General features: G+C 66.6%; 13 protein-coding genes. 8 read left to right on the forward strand and 5 right to left on the reverse strand.

Annotation, left to right across the window (positions count from 1 at the left end; translation table 11 throughout):
• The first annotated feature begins 29 nt into the window (after positions 1-29).
• Positions 30-1,517, forward strand: a complete 1,488-nt coding sequence (gene mqo, locus ACQCVD_RS00500) for a malate dehydrogenase (quinone) (protein WP_426821728.1) — start codon at positions 30-32, stop codon at positions 1,515-1,517.
• Between the two features lie 186 nt (positions 1,518-1,703).
• Complete coding sequence (locus tag ACQCVD_RS00505; protein ID WP_426821729.1) at positions 1,704-2,264, forward strand: dihydrofolate reductase family protein; 561 nt, start codon at positions 1,704-1,706, stop codon at positions 2,262-2,264.
• Here the strand turns inward: ACQCVD_RS00505 and ACQCVD_RS00510 are convergent.
• The 3 genes from ACQCVD_RS00510 to ACQCVD_RS00520 are packed head-to-tail and all read right to left on the reverse strand — an operon-like array spanning position 2,261 to position 5,516.
• Complete coding sequence (locus ACQCVD_RS00510) at positions 2,261-3,895, reverse strand: ABC transporter permease (RefSeq protein WP_426821730.1); 1,635 nt, start codon at positions 3,893-3,895, stop codon at positions 2,261-2,263. The two genes, ACQCVD_RS00505 and ACQCVD_RS00510, sit on opposite strands and share 4 nt — an antisense overlap.
• Positions 3,895-4,806 (reverse strand): ATP-binding cassette domain-containing protein, encoded by a 912-nt coding sequence (locus ACQCVD_RS00515; RefSeq protein WP_426821731.1) that lies wholly within the window; start codon positions 4,804-4,806, stop codon positions 3,895-3,897. The genes ACQCVD_RS00510 and ACQCVD_RS00515 overlap by 1 nt, the downstream gene beginning before the upstream one ends.
• Entirely contained in the window at positions 4,803-5,516 is a 714-nt protein-coding gene (locus ACQCVD_RS00520; RefSeq protein ID WP_426821732.1) for a TetR family transcriptional regulator, read from the reverse strand. The genes ACQCVD_RS00515 and ACQCVD_RS00520 overlap by 4 nt, the downstream gene beginning before the upstream one ends.
• A 131-nt stretch (positions 5,517-5,647) precedes the next feature.
• Between ACQCVD_RS00520 and ACQCVD_RS00525 the strand changes: the two genes are divergently transcribed.
• Complete coding sequence (locus ACQCVD_RS00525) at positions 5,648-6,538, forward strand: VOC family protein (RefSeq protein WP_426821733.1); 891 nt, start codon at positions 5,648-5,650, stop codon at positions 6,536-6,538.
• Positions 6,539-6,546: 8 nt separating this feature from the next.
• Here the strand turns inward: ACQCVD_RS00525 and ACQCVD_RS00530 are convergent, their stop codons facing one another.
• On the reverse strand, positions 6,547-8,016 hold the full coding sequence (locus ACQCVD_RS00530; protein WP_426821734.1) for a protein adenylyltransferase SelO: 1,470 nt from the start codon (positions 8,014-8,016) through the stop codon (positions 6,547-6,549).
• A gap of 113 nt (positions 8,017-8,129) precedes the next feature.
• Here ACQCVD_RS00530 and cobA point away from each other — a divergent pair, with 113 nt between their 5' ends.
• From cobA to ACQCVD_RS00555, 5 genes are all read left to right on the forward strand, one after another.
• Positions 8,130-8,888 carry a uroporphyrinogen-III C-methyltransferase gene (gene cobA / locus ACQCVD_RS00535; RefSeq protein WP_426821735.1) on the forward strand — a complete coding sequence of 253 codons (759 nt, stop codon included), beginning with the start codon at positions 8,130-8,132 and terminating at the stop codon, positions 8,886-8,888.
• A 60-nt stretch (positions 8,889-8,948) separates the two neighbouring features.
• The gene (locus ACQCVD_RS00540; RefSeq protein WP_426821736.1) at positions 8,949-10,079 is read left to right on the forward strand and encodes a sensor histidine kinase; all 1,131 of its coding nucleotides are present in this window, start codon (positions 8,949-8,951) and stop codon (positions 10,077-10,079) included.
• A complete protein-coding gene (locus ACQCVD_RS00545; protein WP_426821737.1) occupies positions 10,076-10,756 on the forward strand; it encodes a response regulator in 681 nt (226 codons plus the stop codon). The genes ACQCVD_RS00540 and ACQCVD_RS00545 overlap by 4 nt, the downstream gene beginning before the upstream one ends.
• A 61-nt stretch (positions 10,757-10,817) precedes the next feature.
• Positions 10,818-11,723: an ABC transporter ATP-binding protein gene (locus ACQCVD_RS00550; RefSeq protein ID WP_426821738.1), complete on the forward strand. Its 906-nt coding sequence runs from the start codon at positions 10,818-10,820 to the stop codon at positions 11,721-11,723.
• Between the two features lie 32 nt (positions 11,724-11,755).
• Positions 11,756-12,487: an ABC transporter permease gene (locus ACQCVD_RS00555; protein ID WP_426821739.1), complete on the forward strand. Its 732-nt coding sequence runs from the start codon at positions 11,756-11,758 to the stop codon at positions 12,485-12,487.
• A gap of 394 nt (positions 12,488-12,881) precedes the next feature.
• Here the strand turns inward: ACQCVD_RS00555 and yaaA are convergent, their stop codons facing one another.
• Positions 12,882-13,619 carry a peroxide stress protein YaaA gene (yaaA, locus tag ACQCVD_RS00560; protein ID WP_426821740.1) on the reverse strand — a complete coding sequence of 246 codons (738 nt, stop codon included), beginning with the start codon at positions 13,617-13,619 and terminating at the stop codon, positions 12,882-12,884.
• Positions 13,620-13,622 lie beyond the last annotated feature (3 nt).

Here is a 13,622-nt window from a genome sequence, read left to right on the forward strand (position 1 = left end):
CTGATCCTAAAGCGAAGAGGTAGATGAACGTGTCAGACACACAGAAGATCACCGACGAGGTCGATGTCGCACTTGTCGGCGGCGGCGTCATGAGCGCCACCCTGGGAGCCATGCTCCGTCAGCTGGAGCCGAGCTGGTCGCAGGTGGTCTTCGAGCGGCTCGACGCCCCCGCCCAGGAGTCGTCCTCCCCGTGGAACAACGCAGGCACCGGGCACTCCGCGCTCTGCGAGCTCAACTACACCCCGGAGAAGAACGGCAAGGTGGACATCACCAAGGCCGTGAACATCAACGAGAAGTTCCAACTGTCGCGCCAGTTCTGGGCCCACCAGATCGACAACGGTGTGCTCGGAGACCCGACCGAGTTCATCAACCCGGTGCCGCACGTCTCCTTCGGCCGTGGCGATGATCAGGTCCGCTACATCAAGAACCGTTATGAGGCGCTCGCGCCGCACCCGCTGTTCCCGAACATGGAGTACTCGGACGACCGCGCGACCTTCGACGAGAAGCTGCCGCTGATGGGCCGGGGACGCGACGCCGACGAAAAGGTCGCGATCTCCTGGACCGAAGCTGGCACGGACATCAACTTCGGAGCCCTGTCCCGGCAGTTCCTCGACGCCGCCCAGCAGCAGGGCACCGAGGTCCGCTACGGCCACGAGGTCAAGAGCATCGACCGTGAGGGCACGAAGTGGAAGCTGACCGTCAAGAACCTGCACACCGGTGACAAGCAGGTCATCCGCGCCAACTTCGTCTTCGTTGGCGCGGGCGGCTACGCCCTGGATCTGCTCCGCAGCGCGGGGATCCCGGAGATCAAGGGCTTCGCCGGCTTTCCGGTCTCCGGCATGTGGCTGCGCTGTACCAATGAGGAGCTGATCGAACAGCACGGCGCCAAGGTCTACGGCAAGGCATCCGTCGGTGCCCCGCCGATGTCGGTGCCCCACCTGGACACCCGCGTCATCGACGGTAAGAAGGGTCTGCTCTTCGGGCCGTACGGCGGCTGGACCCCGAAGTTCCTGAAGGGGGGATCCTATCTCGACCTGTTCAAATCGATCCGCCCGGACAACATCCCGTCCTACCTGGGTGTGGCGGCGCAGGAGTTCGCCCTGACCAAGTATCTGGTCACCGAGGTCATGAAGGACTTCGACGATCGTGTCGAGGCGTTGCGTGAATACGTACCGAACGCCGAGGGCAAGGACTGGGAGACGATCGTCGCCGGTCAGCGCGTCCAGGTGATCAAGCCCGCCGGTTTCCCGAAGTTCGGTTCCCTGGAATTCGGCACCACCCTGATCAACAACTCCGAAGGCTCCATCGCCGGCCTGCTGGGCGCCTCTCCGGGTGCCTCCATTGCACCGGCCGCCATGATCGAGCTGCTGGAGCGCTGCTTCGGCTCCCGCATGATCGAGTGGTCCGACAAGCTCAAGGAGATGTTCCCCTCCTACGGCAAGAAGCTCTCTGATAACCCGGAGCTCTTCACCGAGATGTGGGACTACACCCAGGACAAGCTGCAGCTGAACCGCTAGCCAGCGCCCCTGACGCCCCCGCGCTGTGCAGCTCCCGCCGGTGCCGGGGCGTTTCGCGTCTCTCCCGCCGCGGCAGTTCCAGGTTCTGGTTCCACGCGCGCGATCTCTCGAACCGTCCTCTTCCGCCGGCGCCGCTGCCGGGATAACATCAGGGTCCAAGAGACCCGTCGATCAGGGGAGCGCGCCATGGGCCGACTCATCTACTTCATGATCACTTCGCTCGACGGCTTCGTCGCGGACCGCGAGGGCCGATTCGACTGGGGAGAACCCGACGAGGAGGTGCTCGCCGCGATCAACGAGGAGACAGCGCCGGTGGGGACCTACCTCTACGGCCGTAAGATCTACGAGCTCATGCAGGTCTGGGAAACCGATCCCACCATCGCGGCCGGTTCGCCGGGCTCGGTCGACTTCGCCCGGATCTGGCAGCGTGCGGAGAAGGTCGTGTTCTCGACGACCCTGACTGAGACGGTGACCGACAGGACCCGGCTACTCCGGGAGTTTGACCCGGCGGTGGTGCGGGCGTTGAAGGAGCAGAGTGCCGCGGACCTGACCATCGAAGGACCTACCCTGGCGGCGCAGGCGCTCCGTCATGGCCTGGTGGACGAGATCGGAACGATCGTCTGCCCGCTGACGGTCGGCAGCGGACTATGCTTTCTGCCCGATATGAGGCTGAGCCTCGAGCTCACGGGGCAGCGCAGCTTTGACAGCGGGATGGTGCAGCTGCGTTACAACGTCGCCGGGTCCTAACCTTCGGCGATGTCGCGGCGCCGGAACCCGATGATCCCTATGACGCCCAGGAGGACCGTCAGCCCGCCCAGAACCACCAGGGGCGCAGGGGTTACGGCGGCTTCGGGAACATTCGGAATGTGCCACATCGGCGATAGCCCGCGGGCCCAGCCCGGCAGGTTCAGGATCTCGCCGAGGAAGAGCACCAGGGCGGACCAGCCGACCACCAGCCAGGCCAGCGCGGCCGCCCGGGGCAGGAGACCGAAAAGAGCGGCTGCCGCGGCCCCGTAGAACAACAGGGCCGGAAGATACACCAGGGACCCCAGGACCACCTCGCCGAGCCAGGAGGCGTCTCCCGTGGCAACCGCGACACCGGCCCCGAGGCCGAATCCCAGGAGGACCTGCATGATCACCGCCTCCGCGGCGATGACCAGTGACCAGCCCCCGAGCAGGGAAGGCCGGGCACTGCCCGTCCGGATCACGGCGGCGAGGCGCCCCTCGGATTCCTCGGTGCGCAATCGCAGGACGCCGGAGACGATCAAGGCCACCGGGCCGATCGTCAGCATCGCCAGCTGGACGGAGGCGAAGGAGAGCGTCAGGTAGTCCATGTCGATGGCGACGTATTCGGTGACCGTCGGCATCTCCGAAATCATGTCGTCGACCTCGGAGGCGAGGCTGCCGAAGGCGACGGCGAAGAGGACGAGACCAAAGGTCCACCACGCGAACATCGGCGTTTCCAGTCGTAGCGCCAGACCCGCCGGGGAGAGCAGCCGGGGCGCCGCCGTAGCCGGTCCGGGACGTGGCGGGAACAGCCCGCTGCCCACGTCGCGACGGGCGGAAAGCGAGAAGGCGAGGGCGGTCAGCAGGAGCGCGGCGGCCACCAACAGGAGGAGAGGCCACCAGCGCAGGTCGGTGTACATCCGGGTCTGCTGGGCCCAGGCGATGGGGGAGAACCAGGACAACCAGGATCCCTGGGCGTTGATGACATCGCCGATCCCGCGCACTACGGCGGCCAGAATGAGTGCCGCCAACCCGAGTCCGGTGGCAGCGCGGGATGATTCTGCCAGCTGTGCCGCTACTCCCGCGAGGACGGCGAAGGTAACCGAAATCAAGGTGGTGGCGACCCCGAAGGCCAGGGAGTCCGGAACCGCCAGCCCGGTGGCGATCAGCGCCAGGAACACCGCGGTGCCGACCAGGGTGGACAGGATCAGCACGAGCAGGAAGGCCGCCGACGGCGGTGCATAACGGCCGACGGGGAGGGCCCGTAGAATCTCCAGGCGACCGGACTCCTCCTCGGCGCGGGTATGCCGGGTCATGAACAGCACACCCATGATTCCGGCGGGCAGGAAGGTCCACAGGGACAGCTCATTGGCCACCATGGCCCCGAAAGTGTAGTCGTCCGCCCCGAACAACGGACCTGTCATCATGATCGCCGCTGGGTTGTTCAGCAGCATGGCGCGGGCCTGCAGGGATTCCCGGTCCGGGTAGGCCACCTCCATGGCCGCCACGGAGGCGTACACCAGGGCCAGGAAGGATAGCATCCAGACGATCAGCCGAACCCGGTCCCGGCGCAGATTCAGCCGCAGCAAGTGGGCGGTGCCGGTGAAATTCCCGCCACGGGACGGGCTTGCCGGCGCAGTTGGGGTGAACATCAGACCGTCTCCCGGTCCCCGGCGTCGCCGCCGTAATGGCGGAGGAAGAGATCCTCCAGCGAGGGCGGGGTGATGCGCAGGTTATCGACGCCCAGCTCGGCCAGCCGTGCGATCACGGCCGTGACGTCGTCGTCATCGACATCGAAGCGGATGTTCCGGCCGTCGACGCGGAACTCGTGCACGCCGTTGAGTTCGCCGAGGCCTGTGGGATCCGCCTGAGTGGTGGCGGTGACCGCGGAACGGGTCAGGTGGCGCAGTTCGTCGAGGCTGCCATGCTCGACGTCGGTGCCTTCCCGGATGATGGTCACCCGGTCACAGAGCTTTTCCACCTCGCCGAGAATGTGGCTGGACAACAGGACGGTGCGTCCCTGTTCCCGGAGACTGCGCACCTCCTTGGTGAAGATCGCCTCCATCAGGGGATCCAGGCCCGATGTCGGCTCATCGAGCAGGTACAGATCCACGTCCAGGGACAGGGCTGAGATGAGTGCGACCTTCTGCCGGTTGCCCTTGGAGTAGGTGCGTGCTTTCTTCCTGGGATCGAGCCCGAAGCGTTCGATCAGGTCCTCGCGTCGGCGCCGTTGGTGCTTCGAGCGCTGATGGCGGGTGAGCACATCAATGGCTTCGCCACCGGTGAGATTGGGCCAGAGGTTGGTGTCACCGGCCACGTACGCCAGACGCTGGTGCAGTGCCACCGACTCCCGCCGGGGATCCATGCCCAGGACGCTGGCGGAGCCGGACGTCGCCCGCAGCATGCCGAGCAGGACCCGGATCGCGGTCGACTTGCCGGCGCCGTTCGGACCCAGGAAACCGTGGACTTCTCCGGAACGCACCGTGAAGTTGAAGTTGTCCAGGGCCCGGGTGGAGCCGAAGGATTTGGTGAGGTCGGTCGTGGTGATGGCGGTGTCGGTCATGAGGGCTCCCGGTCTCGGTTCTCGGGTTTTTCTGCGGTGGACCGGCCATGCGGATTTTTCCGGTCCCGGTTCGCCAGATAGGCGTCGAGCAGCGTGGAGTCGGTCAGGAGGGGTTCTGTGTAGTACTCCAGGGCGGGCCCTACGATCCGGTCGGCGTAGGTGCTCAACCTGATCGGTAGCTCCGCCAAGTCCAGGGGCTCGCCAGGGGCGGGGAGCTGCAGCAGGAGCCCACCGAGGGCCTGCTCAGTGAGCAGCCGGGCGCGGGCGTCGGTGTCTCGGCTCCGGCTCACGGTGCCTTCGCGTTCCGCCTGCCGGAGGTACCGGCCGGCCTCGGCGACGAATCCATCCACCAGTGTCCGGGCCGGCGGGCCCCCGGCCTGGAGTCGGCGCAATACATAACCGATCAGCGGGACGTATTCGGTGAGCTGAGCCAGTTGGGCCAGCAGCGCCGCCGCCCCGATTCCGGGGGTCAGTACCTCTGCTTTGCTGCGCCCGGTCTCCGTGACCACGTGGTGGTCACACGCCTGACGCAGGCCGTCCGCGGAGGTGAAGTGGTGGATGATCAGGCCCGGACTGACCCCGGCGTCCGCGGCGATGCTGCGCAGGGGCGCACCGAGCCCGTCGGTGGCGAAACGTTGGAGCGCGGCACGCAGGATACGGGCCCGGGTGGACAGCTCGGGGGATCCGGAGGACTGGCGTGTTGAACCCATGTTCAATATGTTAAACGCTTGTTCAGCCCCTGTCGAGAGGGAGATATGACCTAGTCACAGAGGTCGACCAGTGCCGCGGTCAGGAGTAATGTGGTCTGCATCATAATCGCCGACAGTAGGGAGGACGTGCCATGCAACGGATCGTTCCCAACATCTGGTCCAACCGGGAGGCTGACGAGGCAGCGGCGTTTTACCTCAAGGCCTTCCCCGAGGCTCGCGTGGTGGAGAAAACCACCTATCCGAGCGAGGGGCTCCTGGACTTCCAGGAGGAGTTTGCCGGACAGACCCTGACCGTGACCATCGAGATCAACGGCTACCGATTGACTCTGATCAACGCCGGTGATGAATTCTCCCCTAATCCGAGTGTGAGCTTCTTCCTCAACTTCGATCCGGCGTTCCGGGCCGACGCCCGCGGCGACCTGGATCGCGTGTGGCAGAGTCTGTCCCGGGACGGCTCCGTTTTCATGGAACTGGGGGAGTACCCGTTCAGCAAGCGGTACGGATGGGTGGAGGACAAGTACGGGGTCAGCTGGCAGATAATGCTGACGGACCCGGCGGGCGAGGAAAGACCCTTCATCCTGCCGTGCCTGATGTTCTCCGGGGAGGCGCAGAACAAGGCCACGGAGGCCGTCGACTTCTACCTCTCGGTCTTTCCCGATGCCCGGTTGGGCACTCGCGTGACCTACCCACAAGCCCAGGGGCCGGCAGAGGCTGGCGCAGTGATGTACTCGGACTTCCAGCTCTACGGGGAATGGCTCACCGCCATGGACTCAGGTGCTGAGCAGTCCTTCAACTTCGGCGCCGGCGTGTCACTCCAGGTCAATGTCTCCGGCCAGGCGGAGCTGGACCGGATCTGGGGGTCGTTGTCCGCTGTGCCGGAGGCCGAGCAGTGTGGCTGGCTGTCCGACCGCTACGGATTGAGTTGGCAGATCACCCCGGACAACCTGGAGGAACTGATGCAGCGCCCAGGTGCCTACGGAAAGTTGATGGCGATGCACAAGATCGAAATTGACCGGTTCTAGCGGGCCCGCTAGGTTCCGCAGTAGGTGATGAAATCCCCGAAGTCCTCGGGGGCGGGGAACTCGAACCGCTCCCATCCCGTCCGCCGCTCGAAGGGTGAGGTGACGGCCGCCAATAGCTCACGGAACAGCTCGTAGTCCCCGGTCTCCGCGCCCTTCAGTGCCTCGTCCACCAGGTGGTTGCGGGGGATGTAGACCGGATTGGTCTGCCGCATGGCGGCGGTGTCCGGGTTTCTCCCCCACCAGCGCTGCAGCCAGACGGCGGCCGCCTCTGCGGCCGCTTCCTGGGGGAACAGGTCCAGCACCGGGGAATCCGCCGGGGAGGTGGTTTCCGCGAGCAGCCGGTGGAAGCGGGTGAGGTCGGGGGAGTGGGCGTTCAGCAATTCCAGGAGATCATCCAGCAATTGCGCCTGCTCCGTCGAAATGTCCGTCCGGGGCAGCCCGGTCGCCTTCGACATCTCCACCAGCCAGGCTTCGCGATAGCGCTGGCCCAGGGAATTCATGACGGGCTGGAGGATTTCGGCGGCCTGGTTGAAGTCGGGGTCGATCAGCGGCAGCAGGGATTCCGCGAAGCGGGTGAGGTTCCACCCGATGACGGCCGGCTGGTTCTGGAAGGCATAGCGGCCCCGCTGGTCGATCGAGCTGTAGACCGTGGCCGGATCGAAGGCGTCCAGGAAGGCGCATGGCCCGTAGTCGATGGTCTCCCCGGAGGTCGTGGTGTTGTCAGTGTTCATCACCCCGTGGATGAAACCGATCCGGCTCCACTGGGCGATGAGCCGAACCTGCCGCTCCAGCACGGCCTCGAAGAACAGTCGGTACCGATCCGTGCTGTCGGCCAGCTCCGGGTCGTGGCGCGAGATCGCATGGTCGGCGGTCCGGGTCAGCACCTCCGGCTTGTCATCCTCGTCGAGCAGGCGGGCGTACTGGAAGGTCCCCACCCGCAGGAGACTGGAAGCCACGCGCACCAGGAGCGCGCCGGGCTGGACATACCCGCGGACCACCTTCCGGCCCGTGGTCAGCACCGCCAGGGAGCGGGTGGTGGGGATACCGAGGGCATGGACGGCCTCGCTGACCAGGTATTCGCGCAACATCGGGCCAATCACGGCCCGCCCGTCGCCGCCCCGGGAAAAGGGCGTGGGTCCCGAGCCCTTGAGGTGGATGTCGCGGAGGTGGCCCGCGCGGTCAGCGATCTCGCCCAGCAACAGGGCGCGCCCGTCGCCGAGACGGGGGACGAACTGTCCGAACTGGTGCCCGGCATAGGCCTGGGCCACCGGGCGGGCGTCCTCCGGCAGTTTCCGGCCCAGCAGGAATTGGATCCCCTCCGGCGTACGGAGCCAGTCCGGATCCAGTCCCAGTTCCGTGGCGAGATAGTCATTGAGCACCACCAGCTCGGGGTCCGGGCCCGGCTCGGCCTGCCACGGGACCGAGAGTTCCGGGAGATCGTCGGCGAAGTGGGAGGTCAGGTGCGGCAGTGCGGTCATGCCTGCAGTCTAGTCGCGCAGATCGGGGACGAACAGGGCGGAAGCCACCTTCCGGACGGGATGAGAAACACTCGGTTCATAAAAAGCATACCGCATGGTCTAGAGTGATCTCCATGAACGCTACTCTCCACGGAAGACAGTCCAGCGATCCGGCGGGGGTGACTCTGGTCGGCGGGGGGCCTGGCGCATGGGACCTCATCACCGTGCGCGGTATGCACGCGCTGCAGGAGGCGGATGTCATCCTGACGGACCACCTGGGGCCCACCGCGGAGCTCGAGCGCCTCTGTGACACCGCCGCCAAGAAGGTCATCGACGTCTCCAAGTTGCCCTACGGCCGGCAGGTGACCCAGGAGAAGACCAATGAGTTGATCGTCTCCTACGCGCGGGCCGGGAAACGGGTTGTCCGGCTCAAGGGCGGGGACCCGTTCGTGTTCGGTCGCGGCTTCGAGGAACTCACCGTCTGCCGGGAGGCGGGCATCCCCTGCGAGGTGGTGCCCGGAGTCACCAGCGCGGTGTCGGTTCCCGCGGCGGCAGGTGTGCCCGCGACTCAGCGGGGGCTCGTCCACTCCTTCACGGTGGTCTCGGGCCACCTCCCACCGGAACACCCGAAGTCGCTGGTGGACTGGTCGGCGCTCGCCCGGGTCGGCGGCACCGTCGCGGTCATCATGGGGGTCCGGCACGCCGCAGCGATCGCCACCGCGCTGCTCGCGGGAGGGCTGAGCGCTGAGACCCCGGCCGCCGTGATCCAGGAGGGCACCACGGCCGGGCAGCGGGCCTTCCGCTGCACCCTGGCCACGCTCGGGGAGACGATGCGGCGTGAGCGGATCGCCGCCCCGGCCGTCTACGTCATCGGTGAGGTCGCGGGCCTGTAACCGCCGGAATCATCCCCAGGGCTGAGGGAACCCGTAGGGGAAGCGACTAACTTGTAGGACATGAACAAGCTGCGCTGGCCGAGGACCTGGGTGGGCGGCCCCCTACGGGTGCTGCTCATCCTGGCGGTGAGCTTCCAGGCCGGCAATGCCATGCGCGTGTCCGGGGGGCTTTCGCTGCCGGAGATTCTTTTCCTGGTGGTGCTCACGGCCGCCTTTCTGCTGCATCCCAGACGGCCCGACGCCGCCATGGCGGTCATCGCCTGCGGGTTGACTGCGGCGGCGGTGCTTCCCACCCTGAGCGAGACCCCGGAAGTCGTACTGCCGACCCTCTACGCCACCTACCTGGCCAGCGCCTATGCCACGGTGCGGCTGCGCCCGGTGTGGCTGGTCTGGCTGCTGGCCGGAACCGCCTTCGTCGCCGCCTCCGATGCCGCGGCCGTACGCTCCGGTTCGGCCGCCCCATCCGGATGGTACGTCCCGCTTCTGCTGGTTGGCGCGGTGTGGTGCGCGGTGGGGTTCTTCTGGATGCTGGGTGCGCAGACCCGCCGCCGTCGCTCGAACCTGCGCACCCTCAAGGAGCAGGCGGAATTGGCGGGAGTGGTGGAACGCACCCGGATCGCCCGGGAGATGCACGACATCGTCGCCCACAGCCTGTCCGGGGTGATTGCGCTCGCCGACGGCGCACGGTTCGCCGCGGCGAAGAACCCACAGGTGGCCGTGGATACACTGGAGACCATCTCGCAGTCCTCCCGGGAGGCGCTGACCCAGATGCGCGGCCTGCTCTCCGTCCTCCGCGATGACACGGACCGAGAGGTGCAGGCGGCTCCCGGGGTGGTCGACCTCCATGGGCTGATTGACGACGCCCGCCGCTCCGGGCTGGGTATCGAGGTCACCGGGCTAGCCGAGATCCCCGAAGAACTACCTACTCTGACCCAGTTCACCGTCTACCGCATCATCCAGGAGATGCTGACCAATATGCTCCGTCACGCCAGCGCACCGGAAGGCACCATCATGATCCAGGCCGCCGGCAGAGACCTCAAAATCACCGCCCGAAACCCCGCCACCGCCGCAGATTCCCCGGGCGGCTTCGGACTGGTGGGCATGCGCGAACGCGTTCGCGCCCACGGCGGGCGGTTGCGCCGGGATCACTCCGAGGACTACTTCACCGTCACTGCGGAGATCCCGGCATGATCCGCGTGGGATTGGTCGACGACCAACCGCTGGTCCGCGCCGGGTTCGGCATGCTCATCGGCTCACAGGAGGACATGACCGTGGCCTGGGAAGCCGGTGACGGTGCGGAAGTTCCTGACAGGACACCCGTTGAGGTGGTGCTCATGGACGTGCAGATGCCCGTCGTGGACGGCATCACCGCCACCCGCCACCTACTGGCCGCTGACGATCAGGTGAAAGTGATCATGTTGACCACCTTCGATGACCGTGAGTTCGTCTCCGGGGCTATCGAAGCCGGGGCCAGTGGTTTCCTGCTCAAGGACGCCCAGCCCGAGGAACTGCTCGAGGCGGTACGGGTGGTGCACGGGGGCGACGCCGTCCTCGCCCCGAAGGTCACCGCCCAGGTGCTGCGTGGCCTGCGCAGCCCGGAAATCTCCACGGGAGAGAGCATGCCCCGCAACCACGGTGCGCTGTCGGCGCTGACCCCGAGGGAGCTGGAGATCCTCCGTCTGATCGCGCTGGGGCTGAGCAATGAGGAGATCGCCGCCACCGAGTTCGTGTCCATGGCCACGGTGAAGACACACGTCCGCCACCTTCTGCTCAAGACAGGGTCCCGGGACCGCGTCCAGGCGGTGCTCTTCGCCTACCGCACCGGACTGGTCTCCACCGCCGAGCTGCTGGATCATCCCCAGGGCTGAGACCCGGGATTCATCCCCGGGGGCGATGTTTTGGGTCGGCGCCTCGACGAGCATGAAACGCATGCTCAAAGTTGAAAACCTGACCAAGACCTACCGAAACCACGCGGCAGTCAACGATCTCTCCTTCACCGTCCCCGACGGCCAGGTGACCGGCTTCCTCGGCCCCAACGGCTCGGGCAAGTCCACCACCATGCGCATGTGCGTCGGTCTGGAGAAGCCCACCTCCGGCAGCGCGACCTTCGACGGCGCGGAGTTCCGTGGCCTGAGCGATCCCGCCGCGGTCGTCGGCACGCTGTTGAACTCCACCTGGTTCCACCCGGGACGCACCGCCCGAGCACACCTGATGGTCATGGCACGCCTGGCCGGGATCTCGGGTGAGCGCGTCGACGAGGTTCTCGATCAGGTCGGCATTCTCCAGGTGGCGGGCCGCAAGGTCGGGGGCTACTCGCTCGGCATGAAACAGCGCCTGGGCCTGGCGTGCGCCCTGCTGGGCGATCCCCGGCACATCCTGCTGGACGAGCCGGTCAACGGCCTCGACCCGGAAGGCGTGCACTGGATGCGGGACAAGATCCGCGAGTTCGCGGCCGAGGGCCGGGCCGTGCTCGTCTCCTCCCATCTGCTGTCCGAGATGTCACTGACCGCGGACCGCCTGGTCGTGATCGGCCGGGGAGAACTGATCGGCACCGGCACCGTCAGCGAATTCATCGGCGCCGCCGGGGAGGCGGTGATTGAGGCGAAGGTGGACAAGCCCGAGATGCTGCGTTCCGCACTCGCCGCCCAGGGCATCTCCGCCGCGCAGGACGGCCGATCCGTCACCATCACCGACTCCGGCATTGACCCTGCCACCATCGGAGAGCTCTGCCTGGAGTATCACATCGTCCTCAGCTCCCTGACCCGTACCACCCCGAGCCTGGAGCAGGCCTTCCTGGGGGCCACCTCCCAGGCAGTGGATTACCGCGCCATCTGATCGACCCCCGCCACCACCTAAGTGAAGGAATCATGTTCAACACCATCGCCAGCGAAACCATCAAACTATTTTCCCTGCGATCCACCTGGATCTACCTCATCCTGAGCGCCGGAGCCATGTTCGGCTCCGCCCTGCTGACCGCCCTCGCCTTCGGGCCCGACACCCCGCTCGACCTGACGTATCTCTTCACCGGAGCCGATCTGTCCCTGATCATCGTCATCTTCGCGGCCGCCATGATGGCCAGCGCCGACCTGACCAAGGGCACCGTCGCCTGGTCGTACCTGATGAGCAATAACCGCCTGGGGCAGCTGGGTGCCCAGGTGCCCATCATCGCCCTGGCCGTCACCCTCGCAGCGACGGTCGGCGTGGCCCTCTCGGTGCCGGGAGTCTATCTCCTCGGCGGATCCCTCGATTTCACCGTGACCACGGACGTACAGGCCGTGATCACGTCCTCCTATGCACAGTGGCTGATCTTCACTCTCCTGGCGGCGATGCTGGCCGTGCTGCTGCGCAGTGGCGCCTTCTCCGCGATGATCCTGATCGCCGATATCTTCGTGGTGGAAGCCATGCTGGGCATGGCCGGTATCGCTGCCCTCAAACCCTTCCTGGACCTGTTGCCGCTGGCCAATATCCGGGTGCTGGCGGCCGGCGAATTCGGCGACGTGAGTCATGGCCCGCTGGCCGCCGGGATCATCCTGGCCATCACTGTCGCGGTGTTCTTCGGCGTGACGGGATGGGTGGCCAATCGCCGCGCCGTGCGCTGAACGAACCTCCCCGGTCAGTACAGCTGGCGCAGCCTCTTGATCCGCACGGCCACCACCGCCCCGAGGGTGGACAGGATCGACAGCTCCGGCCCCGCCCCGGAACCACGCGGATCAAGGTGGCCGGCAGCGGGATGAACCCGGTCAGCAGCAGCACCAACGAGAAATACCTCGCCTGCTCACCGGGATAGCGACTACCGATCGGGCAGACCACCAGCATCGGCAGAACTCCGCAGGCCAGTACGAGGGGATCCGGCCAGTGTTAGCGCTGCGGCTCCTCTCGCGGGGCCGGAGGCGCCGCCGATTGCCCGTGTGATACGCGTTGGTTCATACCCCGAAAGGTAGTGGATGCCGAGGAGACGGGCAGCGGGTGCTGCACCCAGCCCGGGCCACCCCGTCACACCACGAGAGTCAGCGTCTCTGTCTTCGCCGTGCCTTCCTCGACCGTCATGCCGGCCTGCCGGGCGATCTCGGCCACACCGGTCGCGTCCACGGGAGCTTTGTCCGCCTGCGCCAGAACCCGGGCCAGCTGCCCCTTGTAGAACTTGTTGAAGTGGCTGACCACCTTCCGGGTGCCGTCCGCACGCAGCGATTCCACCCGGACCGTCACGGCGTCGGCAAGCTTTCCCAGCTGCTGATAGGCGCCACTGCGCAGATCCACCACCAGGCCGTCCACGCTGGCCAGGGCCTCGGTGATCGCCGTGCCCCACCGGGCCTTCATCGTCGGGGTGGCACCGTCGGCGGTGGGGAGTTTCGTGCTCCCGGACAGCCGGTAGTGCGGAATCAGGTCAGCAGCACCGACCACCCCGAACAACGCCGAACCGATGGCCAGCCGCGACAGCGCGGCATCGGACAGCGTCGCCGCATCCAATGCGTCATACAGCACCCCGGTGTAGCGGTGGATCGCCGGCATCGTCGGCGACTCCCGCAGGGAGTGGTTCGCCTCGACCTCCGGACGCAGCCGGTCGCTGAGCTCCAGCACCTCCTGCATCCGGTCCGGTGACAGCGCCACCAGATCCGTGGCGATGGCGTGCCGGGTGTCATTGAGCTCGGGGAAGGTCAACGACGCCGCGGACAGCGCCGGTCCGTGGCCACCGAAGGCCTTGGTTTCGGAGGGGGGAAGCACGATGAGCATACC

The sequence above is a fragment of the Corynebacterium halotolerans genome (genome assembly GCF_050107895.1).
Taxonomy (GTDB): Bacteria; Actinomycetota; Actinomycetes; order Mycobacteriales; family Mycobacteriaceae; genus Corynebacterium; species Corynebacterium halotolerans_B.